The organism is Achromobacter mucicolens, assembly GCF_029866465.1.
GTDB lineage: Bacteria > Pseudomonadota > Gammaproteobacteria > Burkholderiales > Burkholderiaceae_B > Achromobacter > Achromobacter mucicolens.
In genome coordinates, this window is record NZ_CP123364.1 from 5,574,955 (window position 1) to 5,590,021 (window position 15,067).

Annotated in this window: 21 protein-coding genes; 4 read left to right on the forward strand and 17 right to left on the reverse strand. The window is 62.2% G+C overall.

Translation table 11 applies throughout. The features are described 5' to 3' along the window. Nucleotides 1–5 precede the first annotated feature (5 nt). The 16 genes from rpsK to QEP15_RS25495 form a co-directional block, all read right to left on the reverse strand. Complete coding sequence (gene rpsK, locus QEP15_RS25420) at nucleotides 6–407, reverse strand: 30S ribosomal protein S11 (RefSeq protein ID WP_006216516.1); 402 nt, start codon at nucleotides 405–407, stop codon at nucleotides 6–8. A gap of 15 nt (nucleotides 408–422) precedes the next feature. Further along, nucleotides 423–788, reverse strand: coding sequence for a 30S ribosomal protein S13 (gene rpsM, locus QEP15_RS25425; RefSeq protein WP_008168996.1), 366 nt, complete (start codon nucleotides 786–788; stop codon nucleotides 423–425). Nucleotides 789–831: 43 nt separating this feature from the next. Next, nucleotides 832–945, reverse strand: a complete 114-nt coding sequence (gene rpmJ, locus QEP15_RS25430; RefSeq protein WP_003806928.1) for a 50S ribosomal protein L36 — start codon at nucleotides 943–945, stop codon at nucleotides 832–834. Between the two features lie 34 nt (nucleotides 946–979). Beyond that, nucleotides 980–1,198, reverse strand: coding sequence for a translation initiation factor IF-1 (gene infA / locus QEP15_RS25435; RefSeq protein ID WP_003806927.1), 219 nt, complete (start codon nucleotides 1,196–1,198; stop codon nucleotides 980–982). Between the two features lie 8 nt (nucleotides 1,199–1,206). Beyond that, entirely contained in the window at nucleotides 1,207–2,532 is a 1,326-nt protein-coding gene (gene secY / locus QEP15_RS25440; protein ID WP_056327063.1) for a preprotein translocase subunit SecY, read from the reverse strand. A 13-nt stretch (nucleotides 2,533–2,545) separates the two neighbouring features. Further along, entirely contained in the window at nucleotides 2,546–2,986 is a 441-nt protein-coding gene (gene rplO, locus QEP15_RS25445) for a 50S ribosomal protein L15 (RefSeq protein ID WP_056327061.1), read from the reverse strand. Between the two features lie 9 nt (nucleotides 2,987–2,995). Further along, nucleotides 2,996–3,181 carry a 50S ribosomal protein L30 gene (rpmD, locus tag QEP15_RS25450; RefSeq protein ID WP_006216520.1) on the reverse strand — a complete coding sequence of 62 codons (186 nt, stop codon included), beginning with the start codon at nucleotides 3,179–3,181 and terminating at the stop codon, nucleotides 2,996–2,998. A 3-nt stretch (nucleotides 3,182–3,184) separates the two neighbouring features. Continuing rightward, nucleotides 3,185–3,706 (reverse strand): 30S ribosomal protein S5, encoded by a 522-nt coding sequence (rpsE, locus tag QEP15_RS25455; RefSeq protein WP_008168987.1) that lies wholly within the window; start codon nucleotides 3,704–3,706, stop codon nucleotides 3,185–3,187. 15 nt (nucleotides 3,707–3,721) lie between these two features. After that, nucleotides 3,722–4,087 (reverse strand): 50S ribosomal protein L18, encoded by a 366-nt coding sequence (gene rplR / locus QEP15_RS25460; RefSeq protein WP_008168985.1) that lies wholly within the window; start codon nucleotides 4,085–4,087, stop codon nucleotides 3,722–3,724. Between the two features lie 21 nt (nucleotides 4,088–4,108). Next, nucleotides 4,109–4,642 (reverse strand): 50S ribosomal protein L6, encoded by a 534-nt coding sequence (gene rplF, locus QEP15_RS25465; protein WP_062838799.1) that lies wholly within the window; start codon nucleotides 4,640–4,642, stop codon nucleotides 4,109–4,111. Nucleotides 4,643–4,654: 12 nt separating this feature from the next. Further along, entirely contained in the window at nucleotides 4,655–5,050 is a 396-nt protein-coding gene (rpsH, locus tag QEP15_RS25470; RefSeq protein WP_006216525.1) for a 30S ribosomal protein S8, read from the reverse strand. A 10-nt stretch (nucleotides 5,051–5,060) separates the two neighbouring features. After that, on the reverse strand, nucleotides 5,061–5,366 hold the full coding sequence (gene rpsN, locus QEP15_RS25475) for a 30S ribosomal protein S14 (protein WP_006216527.1): 306 nt from the start codon (nucleotides 5,364–5,366) through the stop codon (nucleotides 5,061–5,063). A 12-nt stretch (nucleotides 5,367–5,378) separates the two neighbouring features. Next, nucleotides 5,379–5,918, reverse strand: a complete 540-nt coding sequence (rplE, locus tag QEP15_RS25480) for a 50S ribosomal protein L5 (RefSeq protein WP_006216529.1) — start codon at nucleotides 5,916–5,918, stop codon at nucleotides 5,379–5,381. A 12-nt stretch (nucleotides 5,919–5,930) separates the two neighbouring features. After that, entirely contained in the window at nucleotides 5,931–6,251 is a 321-nt protein-coding gene (gene rplX / locus QEP15_RS25485; protein ID WP_008168975.1) for a 50S ribosomal protein L24, read from the reverse strand. A gap of 11 nt (nucleotides 6,252–6,262) precedes the next feature. Further along, nucleotides 6,263–6,631 (reverse strand): 50S ribosomal protein L14, encoded by a 369-nt coding sequence (gene rplN / locus QEP15_RS25490; protein ID WP_006216531.1) that lies wholly within the window; start codon nucleotides 6,629–6,631, stop codon nucleotides 6,263–6,265. A 343-nt stretch (nucleotides 6,632–6,974) separates the two neighbouring features. Then, nucleotides 6,975–7,730, reverse strand: coding sequence for an aspartyl/asparaginyl beta-hydroxylase domain-containing protein (locus QEP15_RS25495; protein WP_262760620.1), 756 nt, complete (start codon nucleotides 7,728–7,730; stop codon nucleotides 6,975–6,977). Nucleotides 7,731–7,933: 203 nt separating this feature from the next. On the opposite strand from QEP15_RS25495, the gene QEP15_RS25500 reads away from it, so the two are divergent. Both QEP15_RS25500 and QEP15_RS25505 read left to right on the forward strand, forming a co-directional pair. Next, a complete protein-coding gene (locus QEP15_RS25500; protein WP_056327056.1) occupies nucleotides 7,934–9,361 on the forward strand; it encodes an NAD-dependent succinate-semialdehyde dehydrogenase in 1,428 nt (475 codons plus the stop codon). Between the two features lie 244 nt (nucleotides 9,362–9,605). Further along, complete coding sequence (locus QEP15_RS25505; RefSeq protein WP_280148236.1) at nucleotides 9,606–11,777, forward strand: metallophosphoesterase; 2,172 nt, start codon at nucleotides 9,606–9,608, stop codon at nucleotides 11,775–11,777. Between the two features lie 72 nt (nucleotides 11,778–11,849). On the opposite strand, the gene QEP15_RS25510 is transcribed toward QEP15_RS25505, so the two are convergent. After that, complete coding sequence (locus tag QEP15_RS25510; protein WP_056327052.1) at nucleotides 11,850–12,824, reverse strand: AraC-like ligand-binding domain-containing protein; 975 nt, start codon at nucleotides 12,822–12,824, stop codon at nucleotides 11,850–11,852. A 157-nt stretch (nucleotides 12,825–12,981) separates the two neighbouring features. On the opposite strand from QEP15_RS25510, the gene QEP15_RS25515 reads away from it, so the two are divergent. Both QEP15_RS25515 and QEP15_RS25520 read left to right on the forward strand, forming a co-directional pair. Then, on the forward strand, nucleotides 12,982–13,875 hold the full coding sequence (locus tag QEP15_RS25515; RefSeq protein ID WP_280148237.1) for an alpha/beta fold hydrolase: 894 nt from the start codon (nucleotides 12,982–12,984) through the stop codon (nucleotides 13,873–13,875). A gap of 15 nt (nucleotides 13,876–13,890) precedes the next feature. Continuing rightward, nucleotides 13,891–15,063, forward strand: a complete 1,173-nt coding sequence (locus QEP15_RS25520; RefSeq protein ID WP_280148238.1) for a substrate-binding domain-containing protein — start codon at nucleotides 13,891–13,893, stop codon at nucleotides 15,061–15,063. The last annotated feature ends 4 nt before the right edge of the window (nucleotides 15,064–15,067 follow it).

Here is a 15,067-nt window from a genome sequence, read left to right on the forward strand (position 1 = left end):
TCCCTTTAGATACGACGACGCTTCGGCGGACGGCAGCCGTTGTGCGGAACGGGCGTGATGTCGGCGATGGACGAGATCTTGATGCCCAGCGCGTTCAGTGCGCGAACCGACGACTCGCGGCCAGGACCGGGGCCCTTGATGCGGACTTCCAGCGTCTTGATGCCGTACTCGAGCGCAACGCGGCCGGCCGTTTCAGCGGCAACCTGCGCGGCAAACGGGGTCGACTTACGCGAACCCTTGAAGCCAGCACCGCCCGACGTGGCCCACGACAGCGCGTTGCCCTGACGGTCGGTGATGGTGATGATGGTGTTGTTGAACGAAGCGTGAACGTGCGCGATGCCGTCCGAGACGTTCTTCTTGACCTTTTTGCGCACGCGCGAAGCGCCGCTGGTGGAAGCTTTCGCCATAATCCTGTTCCTCGATTATTTCTTCAGGGACGCAGCAGCACGACGCGGGCCCTTGCGGGTCCGGGCGTTGGTGCGAGTGCGCTGGCCGCGCACGGGCAAACCGCGCTTGTGACGCATACCGCGGTAGGTTCCCAGGTCGATCAAACGCTTGATCGAGAGCTGTACTTCACGACGCAGGTCGCCTTCAACCGTGAACAAACCAACATGTTCGCGGACGCGTTCCAATTCAGCGTCGCTCAGATCCTTGACCTTTTTGTCAAAGGGTACGTTTGCCGCTTCGCAAATCTTGCGAGCGCGCGTACGACCGATGCCAAAAATGGCGGTCAGGCCGATCTCGGCGTGCTGTTGCGGCGGAATGTTAATGCCAGCAATACGGGCCATGACTGTTCCTTGAATAAATCCGTTGCGTAGTCGCTAACCCGAGTTAGCCTTGACGCTGCTTGTGACGCGGGTCGGTGCAGATAACGCGCACCACGCCGTGACGTTTGATAACTTTGCAGTTGCGGCAGATCCGCTTAACCGATGCCATTACTTTCATGGTTGACTCCTAATTTTCCGTAATCCGGTTTCGCTCACTTGGAGCGGAAAACAATCCTGGCTCGCGTCAGATCATAGGGCGTGAGCTCCACTGTGACCTTGTCACCCGGCAGGATCCGGATGTAATGCATACGCATCTTGCCGGAAATATGGCCCAACACCACGTGGCCGTTTTCGAGCTTGACGCGAAATGTCGCGTTCGGGAGGTTCTCAAGAACCTCACCTTGCATCTGAATGACGTCGTCCTTGGACATTCTTTTGCTTACCGCATCGGCAAACCCGCGCCCTTGAAGTTGGCCTTCTTGAGCAACGAGTCGTACTGGTGAGACATCATGTAGGCCTGAACCTGCGCCATGAAATCCATCGTCACCACCACAATGATCAACAGAGACGTACCACCGAAGTAGAAAGGAACGTTCCAGCGCATCACCAAGAATTCCGGCAACAGGCACACCAACGTGATGTAGATGGCACCTGCGAGCGTCAAACGCATCAGGATCTTGTCGATGTAGCGCGCCGTTTGCTCGCCCGGACGGATGCCCGGAACAAACGCACCACTCTTCTTCAGGTTGTCCGCCGTTTCGCGGCTGTTGAAAACCAGAGCCGTGTAGAAAAAGCAGAAGAAAATAATCGCGACCGAGTACAGCGTGATGTAGAGCGGTTGACGAGGCGACAGGGCCGCAGCCAGGTCGCTAAGCCAGCGCATGTTCTCGCTGCTGGAGAACCAGCTCGTGATCGTGGCCGGGAACAGAATGATCGACGACGCGAAGATCGGCGGAATCACCCCTGCCATGTTCAGCTTCAGCGGCAGATGCGAGCTCTGACCACCGTAGACCTTGTTGCCGACCTGACGCTTGGCGTAGTTCACCGTGATCTTGCGCTGTCCGCGTTCCACGAACACCACAAAAGCGGTAACCAGCACCACCAGAGCCACGATGAACAGCGCCGAAAGCACAGACATCGCGTTGGTGCGGACCAGGTCCAGCAGTGCAGCCAGCGCCGCGGGCAGACCCGCAACGATACCTGCGAAGATCAGAATGGAGATCCCGTTGCCCAGACCGCGCTCCGTGATTTGCTCACCCAGCCACATGACGAACATGGTGCCGGTGACCAAGGTCACGACGGTCGTGAAGCGGAACAGCATGCCCGGATCGATCACCAGTCCCTGTTGGGACTCCAACGCCACCGAAATGCCCACTGCTTGCACCAGCGCCAGCACGACCGTGCCGTAGCGGGTGTATTGGGTAATCTTCCGACGACCGGACTCGCCCTCTTTCTTGAGCGCTTCCAGCGACGGCACCACCACCGACATCAACTGCATGATGATGGATGCCGAAATGTACGGCATGATCCCCAGGGCAAAAATCGAGAAACGCGAGAGCGCCCCGCCCGAGAACATGTTGAACAGGCCCAGGATCCCGCCCTGGTTCTGACGGAACAAGTCCGCCAGCGCGTCCGGGTTGATACCCGGAACCGGGATGTGTGTACCCAAACGGTAAACCACCAGGGCGAGCACCAGGAACACCAGACGGCGCTTCAAATCGCCGTATCGTGCTCCGGATTTGCCCAATGCCTGCGCGTTAGCCACTCGTCACCTCTGATCAAGCAAGCGAGCCGCCCGCGGCTTCGATGGCGGCGCGAGCGCCGGCCGTCGCGGTAATGCCCTTGAGCACGACCTTGCGCGAGAGTTCACCAGACTTGATGACCTTGGCGTAACGAACCGCCTGGCCAATCACGCCGGCCGCCTTCAGCGCTTGCACATCGATTTCGTCGATGGGCAGGGCTTCGAGGTCCGACAAGAGAACTTGTGCATACAGGTGTTGACCCAGCGGGGTGAAACCACGCTTGGGCAGGCGACGTTGCAGCGGCATTTGACCGCCTTCGAAGCCAACCTTGTGGAAACCGCCCGAGCGCGACTTCTGACCCTTGTGGCCACGGCCGGCGGTCTTACCCAGACCCGAACCGATGCCACGGCCGACGCGGCGCTTGGCGTGCTTGCTGCCCTCGGCGGGCTTCAGCGTATTAAGTTGCATATCCGACATGGTGATTCCTTAGGCTTCCGAGACGGAAACGAGATAATCCACCTTACGGATCATCCCACGCACCTCGGGCGTATCGACCAGCACGCGGCTGCTGTTGATGCGACCCAAGCCCAAACCGCGAACCGTATCACGGTGCGATTGCTTGGTACCGATCACCGAGCGCACGAGGGTCACTTTGATCTGCTTCTGAGCCATGATTTACCCCAGGATTTCTTCGACCGTCTTGCCGCGCTTGGCAGCAACATCGGCCGGGGTCAGGGAGGCGCGCAGGCCGTTCAACGTGGCGCGAACCATGTTGTAGGGGTTGCTCGAGCCCAAGCTCTTGGCAACCACGTTACGCACACCCATCACTTCGAAAATAGCGCGCATCGGGCCGCCGGCGATAACGCCAGTACCTTCAGCAGCGGGCGAAATCAGCACGGTAGCGGCGCCATGCTTGCCAACCACGGTGTGGTGCAGCGTGCCGTTCTTCAGAGCGACCTTGAACATGCCGCGACGGGCTTGTTCCATGGCCTTCTGAACGGACACCGGCACTTCACGCGCCTTGCCCTTACCCATGCCGATGCGGCCATCGCCATCGCCAACCACGGTCAGCGCGGCAAAGCTCATGGTGCGACCACCCTTGACCACTTTGCTCACGCGGTTGACCGCGATCATCTTTTCGCGGAGGCCGTCATCGTTCTCTTTTTCCGCGGCGTTCTTGCCTTGTACTTTAGCCATTTGACAGATCCTCGCTTAGAACTTCAGGCCGGCTTCACGCGCGGCATCGGCCAGCGCCTTGACGCGGCCATGGTAACGAAAGCCCGAGCGATCGAAAGCGACCAGTTCGATACCGGCAGCCTTGGCCTTTTCGGCCACGCGCTTGCCAACCAGCGTCGCAGCGGCTTTGTTGCCACCCTGACCGGTTTGGCCGGCCAGTTGCGCACGCACTTCGGCTTCCACCGTAGAGGCGCTGACCAGAACGCGATCGCCTTCCGGCGAAATGATGTTGGCGTAGATGTGCTGGTTCGAGCGGAAAATCGAGAGGCGATGAACGCGCAGCTCGTTGATCTTCCGGCGAGTCGGAACCGCACGACGCAAACGGGAAACTTTTTTGTCCATGATTCGTCCTTGCGTGCGCCGTTATTTCTTCTTGGTTTCTTTGATGACGACGCGTTCGTCCGAGTAACGCACGCCCTTGCCCTTGTAGGGTTCGGGTTCGCGGTACGCGCGGATTTCAGCGGCCACCTGACCGACGACTTGCTTGTTGGAGCCCTTGATGACGATTTCCGTCTGGGTGGGGCATTCGGCCTTGATACCGGCCGGCAACTGATGCAAAACGTCGTGCGAGAAACCGAGCTGCAGCTTAACGGCGTCGCCTTGAACCGAGGCGCGGTAACCCACGCCAACCAGGTTCAGCTTGCGCTCGAATCCCTTGCTCACGCCGTTGACCATGTTGGCCACCAGCGCGCGCACGGTACCCGACATGGCATTGGCGTGACGGGAATCGTTGGCAGCGGCAAACGTGAGCTTGCCACCGTCCAGCGAAATCGTGACGTCGCCAGTCAGGGGTTGGGTCAAGGAACCCAGCGGGCCCTTGACGGTGATCTGATCCTGCTTGATGTCAGCTTCGACACCCTTGGGCAGTTCGACCGGATACTTAGCGATACGTGACATTCGAATTTCTCCTTAGGCCACGTAGCACAGCACTTCGCCGCCGACGCCGTTGGCGCGAGCCTTACGGTCGGTCATGACGCCGCGCGAGGTCGAAACGATAGCCACGCCCAGGCCGTTCATGACCTGAGGAATGCTGGTACGGCCCTTGTAGATACGCAGACCAGGACGCGAGACGCGTTCGATGCGCTCGATGACCGGACGGCCAGCGTAGTACTTCAGGGTGATCTCGAGCTCAGGCTTGGCCTGGGTGCCCTTGATTTCAAAGCTGTCGATGTAGCCTTCGTCTTTCAGCACAGCGGCAATAGCCGCCTTCAGCTTCGAGGAGGGCATGCTCACCGTAACTTTGTCCACTTGCTGCGCATTGCGAATGCGGGTCAGCATATCGGCGATGGGATCGCTCATGCTCATATTGTTTCTCCTACCAGCTGGCCTTGGTGATGCCGGGGATTTCACCCTTCATCGCCATTTCACGCAGTTTGTGGCGCGTCAGACCGAACTTGCGGAACACACCGCGAGGACGACCGGTGACCACGCAACGGTTGCGTTGACGCGTCGGGTTGGCATTGCGCGGCAGCTGTTGCAGCTTGAGCCGAGCTTGGTAACGTTCTTCGTCGGTCTTCGACTGGTCGTCGATGATCGCCTTCAACTCAGCGCGCTTGGCAGCGAACTTGTCAGCCAGCTTGGCGCGCTTGATGTCGCGATTGATGAGGGAAAGTTTAGCCACGTCATCAGCCCCTTAGTTACGGAACGGGAAGCTGAAGGCCGTCAACAGCGCCTTGGCTTCTTCGTCGGTCTTCGCGGAGGTGGTGATGCTGATGTTCAGCCCACGCAGCGCGTCGATCTTGTCGTACTCGATTTCGGGGAAAATGATTTGCTCTTTCACCCCGATGTTGTAGTTGCCACGGCCGTCGAACGCACGACCCGAGATACCGCGGAAGTCGCGCACGCGAGGCAGCGCAACCGCCACCAGGCGATCCAGGAATTCGTACATGCGTTGACCACGCAGCGTGACCATGCAACCAATCGGGTAGTTTTCGCGGATCTTGAAACCGGCGATAGCCTTCTTGGTCTTCGTCACGACAGGCTTTTGGCCGGCGATCTTGGTCAGATCCGACACAGCGTGTTCAATGACTTTCTTGTCGGAGACCGCTTCCGAGACACCCATGTTCAGGGTGATCTTGGTGATGCGCGGCACTTCCATGACGCTCTTGTAGCCAAACTTGGCCTGCAGGTCGCCAGCGACCTTGCTCTTGTAGAAATCTTGCAAACGAGACATGTCTATCGCCCCTTACGCCTTGGCGCCGACAACGGCACCATTGGAACGGAACACGCGGACCTTGCGACCTTCGACTTCTTGAACGCCCACGCGGTCGCCACGACCGGTTGCGGGGTTGAAGAGCGCCACATTCGAGATGTGGATCGGCATGGTCTTTTCGACAATCCCGCCCGGGTTGTTAGCCATCGGGTTGGCTTTCACGTGCTTCTTGGCAACATTGACGCCTTCGACCAGGACGTGGTCGGCGCCAACGCGGGCCAGCACGGTACCGCGACGCTTCTTGTCGCGACCGGTCAGGACGATGACTTCGTCGCCTTTACGAATGTTGTTCATCGTAGGGCTCCTTACAGCACTTCCGGGGCCAGCGACACGATCTTCATGAACTTCTCGGTACGCAGTTCACGCGTAACGGGTCCGAAGATGCGGGTGCCGATAGGCTCCAGCTTGGCGTTGAGCAACACGGCGGCATTGCCACCGAAACGAATCAGCGAACCGTCTTTACGGCGCACGCCCTTGGCGGTACGAACCACCACGGCATTGTAAATTTCGCCTTTCTTGACGCGTCCGCGCGGAGCCGCATCTTTGACGCTCACCTTGATGATGTCGCCGATACCGGCATAACGGCGCTTGGAGCCACCGAGCACCTTAATGCACATGACATGACGCGCACCAGTGTTATCGGCCACGTCCAGCGTGGTCTGCATTTGGATCATGATTTTTCCTGTTCCAACTTAACTGGAAATACGGTTTTCCCAACAAGGGAACACTGCAATTCCTGCCAGTTTTGGTCCCGTCAGGTCAGCCGCCCTGCTTTTATGTCGGCAAGTCCGTAACTACTTGGACCAGCAACCGGTTGGCAACGCAACGACCCTGGGTTGAAATCCTGCGGGTATTCCCCCCGACGCGCTCATCTAGCCTTCGGCTTCGATGAATCGACAATCTGGGAAAGCTGATAATTCTAACGTGGTTAATTTTTGAGCGCAAGCACTTTGTTGGGATTGCGCACAAAAGACCACGCCCCCTGTCAAGGGGGTCGGTTTGGCGGGCCATCCGCCCCTATTTCTGGCGGTAGTAGCCCTTCTCCCAGGCGTCATGATTTGCCTTGCCGCGACGGATTTCGTCCGTGAACGGCGCAGCCATGAGCACCAGGCGATTCAACCATTTTACAGGAGCGCGGCAAGGACGCTCGAAGTCCACGAAAAGCACCGCCCGCAGGCCGTCGGTGTCGTTGTGCACCTGATGGGGATACAGGTCGTCGAAGACGACAGCCTGACCTTCGCGCCAGCTATAGCGTTCGCCGCCCACCTCGATCCAGCACTGCTCCGGCGGCTCGGGGACGACCAGGCCCAGGTGCAGGCGCAACACGCCGTTGTACGGCCCCGTATGCAGCGGAATGCGCTTGCCGGCCTCGAGGATGGAGAAGAAGGCGGTGCGGATGCCCGGAATGTCCTGCAGCGCGCGGGCAGTATCCGGGCAGCGCGCAAGATTGCGTTCGGAGCGCAGGCCGTAGCCCATGAAGACGAAGGTCTTCCATTGGTCGTCGGACGTGATCATGCCCACGTCCGGTGAAATCTGATGGAAGGCAGGCAAGGCCTGGCGGTCGGCCAAGAGGCCGGTCAGTTCGGCGCGGATGGCGGGCGCCCGCGCTTCGAGGGCGGCAATCCAGGGGAACTGGCTGTTCTGGAATATGGGTTTGTCGCCCACCAGCGAGGCCTGCGCGATGCGCTGGCGCAGCCAGTCGATGAAACCGAAAAACACCCGGGAGTATAGGCTGGGATGGGTGGCCGGGCGCGCATCGACGGGTTGCACCATAGGTAGACGAAAAGACAGCCGAAGATTCCCTATTTTTGCCCCTGGCGATGCGCGCGCGCAAGCATGCGATGAGCCCAATGGCCCCAAGCTCACATCGGGGATTGGCTCCGTTTGACCGGGACAAGCTGGTTTAGACTGCCGTGGGCAGCAGCAGCCGCTGCTCCCTTCCGCTACCCATTCCTATTTCGCAAGGAACGACAGGCATGTATGAACAGTTGGCGCTGTATATCGACGGCGAATTCGTCGCCGGCGAGGGCAGGCGCACCCAGGACGTCATCAACCCGGCCACGCTCGAGGTGCTCGGCCAGCTGCCCCACGCCACGCAAGCGGATCTGGATCGCGCCCTTGCCGCCGCCCAGCGCGCTTTCGAATCGTGGAAGAAATCCTCGCCCATGGACCGCTCGGCGATCCTGCGCAAGGTCGCCACGCTGTCGCGAGAGCGCGCCCAGGAGATCGGCCGCAACATGACGCTGGATCAGGGCAAGCCGCTGGCCGAAGCCGTGGGCGAAGTCACCTCCTGCGCCGAGCACGCCGATTGGCACGCCGAGGAATGCCGGCGCATCTACGGCCGCGTTATCCAGCCGCGCAACCCCGACGTCCGCCAGATCGTGGTGCGCGAGCCCATCGGCGTCTGCGCCGCCTTCACGCCCTGGAACTTCCCGTACAACCAGGCCATCCGCAAGATCGCCGCCGCCATCGGCGCCGGCTGCACGGTCGTGCTCAAGGGGCCCGAGGATTCGCCCAGCGCGGTCATGGCCATTGCGCGCATGTTCCACGACGCCGGTCTGCCCAAGGGCTGCCTGAACATCGTCTGGGGCGAGCCCGCCATGATCTCGGACTACCTGATCCGTTCGCCGATCGTGCGCAAGGTGTCGTTCACTGGCTCCGTGCCGGTAGGCAAGCAGCTTGCGGCGCTGGCCGGCGCGCACATGAAACGCGTCACCATGGAACTGGGCGGCCATTCGCCCGTGCTCGTGTTCGACGACGCGGACATCGACCGCGCGGCCGAGATGCTGGCCAAGTTCAAGGTGCGCAACGCCGGCCAGGTCTGCGTGTCGCCCACCCGCTTCTATGTGCAGGACGGTGCGTACGAGCAGTTCCTTGCACGGTTCTCGGAAGTGCTCAAGAACATCAAGGTGGGCGACGGCCTGGAAGCCGGCACCGAGATGGGGCCGCTCGCCCATGAGCGCCGCGTGCCCGCCATGAGCGCCTTCATCGACGACGCCAAGAAGCACGGCGCGAAGGTGGTGGTCGGCGGCGGTCCGCTGGATCGCAAGGGTTTCTTCTTTGCGCCCACCGTGGTCACGGACCTGCCCGACAACGCCATGCTGATGACCGAGGAGCCCTTCGGTCCGGTCGCACCCGTGGTTCGTTTTAGCGACACCGATGAGGTGCTGCGCCGCGCCAACAGCCTGCCGTTCGGCCTGTCTTCGTATGTGTTCACGAACTCGCTGAAGACCGCGACCAAGGTCTCCAACGGCCTGGAAGCCGGCATGGTCAACATCAACCACTTCGGCAGCGCCCTGGCCGAGACGCCCTTCGGCGGCATCAAGGACAGCGGCATCGGCAGCGAAGGCGGCACGGAAACCTTCGAAGGCTACCTGGTCACGAAGTTCATCACGCACGTCTGATCCTGCGACTGCCGCATCGCAAAGCCCCGCACCTGATGTGCGGGGCTTTTTTTTGCCTGTCGCGTGACGCGGACCGGTTCGGCATTCATGACGCTGTCATGCGGGTCAGTGAGCATTGGGCCCGCTTACAAGTAGCTGACCCAAAAAACCGACCCAGGCAGCTGACCTGCGGCTGCCGGCCCGGCATGACCAACACCCCTGCCCGAACGCCGCCGCACCGAACTATCCAGGATATCCAAGCCCGATGACGCTTCGCCCTTACCGCCCCGTCCGCACCGCAGCCTCGCTGCTGCTCGTTGCCCTACTCGCCGCATGCGGCGGCGACAAGGACGACGACAACACGACGCCGCCCGTTGCGGAGACGCCGCCCCCGACCGAAACGCCCGCGCAGCCGCCCGCCCCCGTGCAGGTTGCATTCATGCCCGACATCCACTTCCATGACGTCTACGCGGACTTCAAGGATGGCTCGTTCCCCGGCATTCCGAACCCGAAGGCCGGCGACAACGCGACCATCCGCACGATGTACGCGCAACTGACGTCCACGCGTCTGTTCAACGAGAACTACTTTGCGTTCCTGGCCGCGCTGGACGATGCCGCAAAGCGCGGCGTGAAGTACATCGCGCTGCCGGGCGACTTCTCGGACGACGGCCAGCCTGTGCACATGCGCGGCCTGGTCAAGATCATGGATGACTATTCGAAGAAGCACGGCATCCAGTTCTTCGCCGCACCGGGCAACCACGATCCCAACCGCCCCTTCAACCAGCCGGCCGGCAAGAGCGACTATCTTGGCCTGGATCCCGTGACGGGCGCGATCGGTTTCTCGCAACCGATCTACAGCCGCGGCGCCAATGTGTGCAACACGGCCTACAGCGGCGACTGGACGCGGATCGGCAATACGTACTGCACCGAGGAAGTGCTGCACATGGGCTACTCGGGCATCACGGCCGCGCTCGAGCAGCACGGCTTCATGCCCCAGCCGCAAAACGTGTACTACGAGACGCCTTACAGCACCTACAAGTACGAAGACTACGACTACGCGACCGCGGCGGCGCAAGCCAACTGGATCAACCGCCAGTACGAGATCTGCGCCGAAGGCACTGGCGGACCGAACAAGCCGCAGAACTACACGCTTTGCAAGATGGTGCCCGACACGTCCTACGTGGTCGAACCCGTCAAGGGCGTGTGGCTGGTGGGCCTGGACGCCAACGTCTATGTGCCCACGGGCCCGGGCGCAAACGACTTCACCGGTTCGGGCGACCAGGGCTACAACAAGATGCTGACCCACAAGGCCCACGTCATCAAGTGGCTGGCCGACGTGGTCGCGCGCGGCAAGGCGCAGGGCAAGCAGGTCATCGCCTTCAGCCACTTCCCGATGTCCGAGTTCTTCAATGGCGCGTCAGACGACATCGAGGCGCTGCTGGGCGCCAACAAGATGCAGATGATCCGCCGCCCCGCGGAGAACACCACCCGCGCGCTGGCCGAGACCGGCCTGAAGGTGCACGTGGGCGGCCACATGCACTTCAATGACATGGCCTTGCGCAACTACGGCGGCGAACACGCGCTCTTCAACATCCAGGCGCCCTCCATGGCGGCCTACGTGCCCGCGTACAAACTCATGACGCTGCAGAGCGCCGACGAAATCGAAGTGCAGACCATCCGTCTGGACGAGGTGCCGCGCTTTGATGAACTGTTCGACCTCTACCGCGCCGAGAACGCCTACACCGTGCCGCCGCGCTGGGACGTGTCGATCCTGGACGCCAAGGACTACGGCGACTTCACGTATCGCTACATGAGCGAGCTGGTGCGTCTGCGTCTGCTCAACGACGACTGGCGCTGCGAAATGCGCGAACTGGTCAAGAGCCCGTTGACGGGCGCGGACCTGCTGGCGTTGTCCCAGTTGCAGACGACGGTGACGCTGAAGGAACTGGCAAACACCGGCAACCAGAACAACCTGACGCCCGCGTTCTTCGCGTGCCTGTCTGATGGCGGCGGCAGCGGCGCGAGCAATGCGGCCTATGCCGCGGATGCGGCCAACGCCCAGACGCGCGCACAAGCCCTGGCCCAGGCCAACGGCATGCAGCTGTCGGACTTCGCGCAGTGGACGGCGCTGGAAATGGCGGGCGACTTCGTCCGCCTTGCCAATGCGGGCGACCTCGCGTTCACGGATATTCCGGCGCAGCGCGCCAGCCAGTACAAACTGCTGGCCCAGGCGCTTAACCAGACCAACGCCGCCGTGCAGATGAACGGCAACAGCGTCAGCAACGCCAACACGCCGGCCGATCTGTTCAAGGCGCGCTTCAAGCCGTTGATGGCGATCATGCTGAAGCTGGCAAACGGCGCGCCGTCCGAGCACATCCGCCTGGACCTGACCACCAACAGCATCGTCAACCTGTCCAACCAGCCTTCGCCGTTCTAAGCGGGTATCACCTGCCCTGAAAGGCCCACGGCCCGCTGATCCAGCGGGCCGTTGCGCATTGGCGATTCGTGCTCAATCCTGGGTGGCACGGCCACCTGCCCGCAGATCCCGGGGCGTCACGCCAAAGCGCTGCTTGAACAGCCGGCTGAAATGCGAAGGATGGGAAAAGCCCACCTGATACGCCAGCTCGGCGATGCCGCGATGACGATGCCGCGCGTCCAGAAGCAGTTCGCGGCACCGGTCCAGCCGCTGCTCGAAGATGAATGACTCCACGGACAGTCCGCCCGCGCGCAGGATGCGGTGCAGATAGGCGACGGAAACGCCGCAGCCCTGCGCCACCCGTGAGGGCGACAGATCAGGATCGGCGAGGTGCTGGCGGATGTAAGCCAGCACGCGCGCGCGATGCGCCACCGTGACGCTGCTGTCCGCCTCCGACACCTGCCCGTGCCCGGGCTGCACCAGAAAGAGCACGATGAGATCGATCAACCGCTCGCCCAGTTCGGCCGCTTCGGTATCGGACCAGCCTTCCATGCCCTTGAACAGGTGATCCATGTAGCCGGCCAGGAGCGCACCGCGCGGCGATCCGTCGTCGGTGCGCAGCTTGTAGAAGGCGCCGATGCGCGAATCCCGCTGCGACAACGCGCTACGGGGAAACGAGACGCTCAGGCTTCGATAGCCCGTCGCGCCGTTGGCGGTGGCCTGGTAGGGCAGGCTCTGGTTCATCAGGTATACGCAACCCGGTTCCACCTGGAATTCCCGGCCCTGCTGACGCACCGCCAGCGGACCGGCCAGCGGCAGGCCAAACGTGTAGAACTCCTGGTCCAGCCGCGACACATTGCCTGCGGTGCGTTCCAACCGCTGGCCCTGGTAATGCAGGTCGTTGAATTGCAGGCTGGCGCGGCGCGCGTAGCGGACGTGGCCCGCAAACTGGCCGGCTTTGCCGCCGTGCACCTCGAACGGCCCGAAGGCATCGGCCAGCGCGGCGCGCCACTGATCGCGCCGGTCGGCGCCGGCGCTGGCCGAAATGGCGAATTCCGTATCTGGCATGGCACGTCTCCTGGTGCACGGGCGCGCAAATTGATCTTGCGTCTACATATTGTTGACTCACCCTGCTGTGGGGTGGACGGCGCATTGTGGGCGCGCGTGTCGCAAGTCTATATTCAGCCCGATAAGCACACAACCTGGCCAACCCGGGAGGAGACCCATGGACGAGGCAGGGACGGCAGGCACGCCCCCCAAGCTGGCTTCGCGCTATCTGCGCTGCGCGGGACGCGAGCTGCACTACACCGAATGGGGCCATGCCGAAGCGCCCCCCATCATCATGTGGCATGGCCTGGCCCGCACGGGCCGCGACTTCGACGAACTGGCGCGGGCCCTTGCCGGCGACTACCGCGTCATCTGTCCCGATGCGATCGGCCGAGGCCTGTCGCAATGGAGTCCCGATCCGGTGGCCGAGTACCGGCTCGACTTCTACGCCACGCTGGCGCGCGCATTGGTGGACGGTCTGTCGCTCACGCGTGTGCGCTGGGTGGGAACCTCCATGGGCGGCGCCACGGGCATGCACGCCGCGGCAACCACGTTGCGCGATCGCATTTCGCACCTGGTCGTCAACGACATCGGACCGGAACTGCCACAGCCAGCCATCGAGCGCATCCTGGCGTATGCCGGCAACCCGCCCGCCTTCGACACGGTGACGGAACTGGAAGCCTGGCTGCGCGCCGCCTACAAGCCCTACGGCTGGCAGAGCGACGAACAATGGCGCCGCATGACCGAGACCTCCGTGCGCCGTCTGCCCGATGGCAAGGTCACCGCCCACTACGACCCGGCCATCGTCGGCCAATTCAGCCATCATCCCCATGACTACGACCGGTGGGCGGGATACGACACGCTGCGCATGCCGACCCTGCTGCTGCGCGGCGCCGATTCGGACCTGCTGCTGCCGGAGGTCGCACACGCCATGACGCAGCGCGGTCCCCGCGCGCACCGCATCGACTTTCCCGGCTGCGGTCACGCCCCCGCCCTGAATGTGGCATCCCAGATAGACCCCATCCGCCAATTCCTTGCCGCACCGGACGACACCGCCACGCGCGCCCACTGATACCAGGAGACTTCCATGAAACGCATTTTGCTCGCCGCAATGGCCAGCCTGTGCATGAGTTCCGCGCTGGCGGCAAAGGACTTCGTTGTCGCGCATGTCTATGACAAGACCGGCCCGCTGGAGGCCTACGCCAAGCAGACGCAGAACGGGCTGATGCTGGGACTCGAGTACGCCACGCAGGGCACCATGACGGTGGCCGGGCGCAAGATCCGCGTCATCGAGAAGGACAACCAGGGCAAGCCAGACGTCGCCCGCGCGCAGCTGGCGTCCGCCTATGCCGACGACAACGCCGACATCGCCGTGGGTCCCACGTCGTCAGGCGTGGCGCTGGCCATGCTGCCCATCGCCGAAGAGTACGAAAAGATCCTGCTCGTGGAGCCGGCGGTGGCGGACTCGATCACCGGCGAAAAATGGAACAAGTACATCTTCCGCACCGGCCGCAATTCCTCGCAGGACGCCATCGCGAACGCCGTGGCATTCGACCAGGAAGGCACGTCGATCGCGATGCTGGCGCAGGACTACGCCTTTGGCCGCGACGGTGTGAAGGCATTCAAGGGCGCGCTCAAGAATGCCAAGATCGTGCACGAGGAATACCTGCCCGCCAACGCGACGGACTTCACCGCAGGCGCGCAGCGGCTGTTCGATGCGCTCAAGGACAAGCCCGGCCGCAAGATCATCTTCATCCTGTGGGCCGGCGCCGGCAACCCGTTCAAGATCGCCGATCTGGATCCCAAGCGTTACGGCATCGAGATCGCGACGGGCGGCAACACGCTGACAGCCATGACGCCGCTCAAGTCGCTGGCGGGCATGGAAGGCGCCACCTATTACTACTACGGCATCCCCAAGAACCCGGTCAACGACTGGCTGGTGGCCGAGCACCAGAAACGATTCGGCCAGCCGCCCGACTTCTTCACGGCCGGCGGCATGGCATCGGGCATCGCCATCGTCGCCGCCTTGAACAAGACAGGCGGCAAATCGGACACCGACATGCTGATCAAGGCGATGGAGAGCATGAGCTTTGACACGCCCAAGGGCAAGATGACCTTCCGGCCGGAGGACCATCAGGCCATGCAGTCGATGTACCACTTCCGGATCAAGAACGACCCGTCGGTGCCGTGGGCGGTACAGGACCTGGTCAAGGAAATCACGCCGGACCAGATGGCCGTTCCCATCCAGAACAAGCGCTGATGCC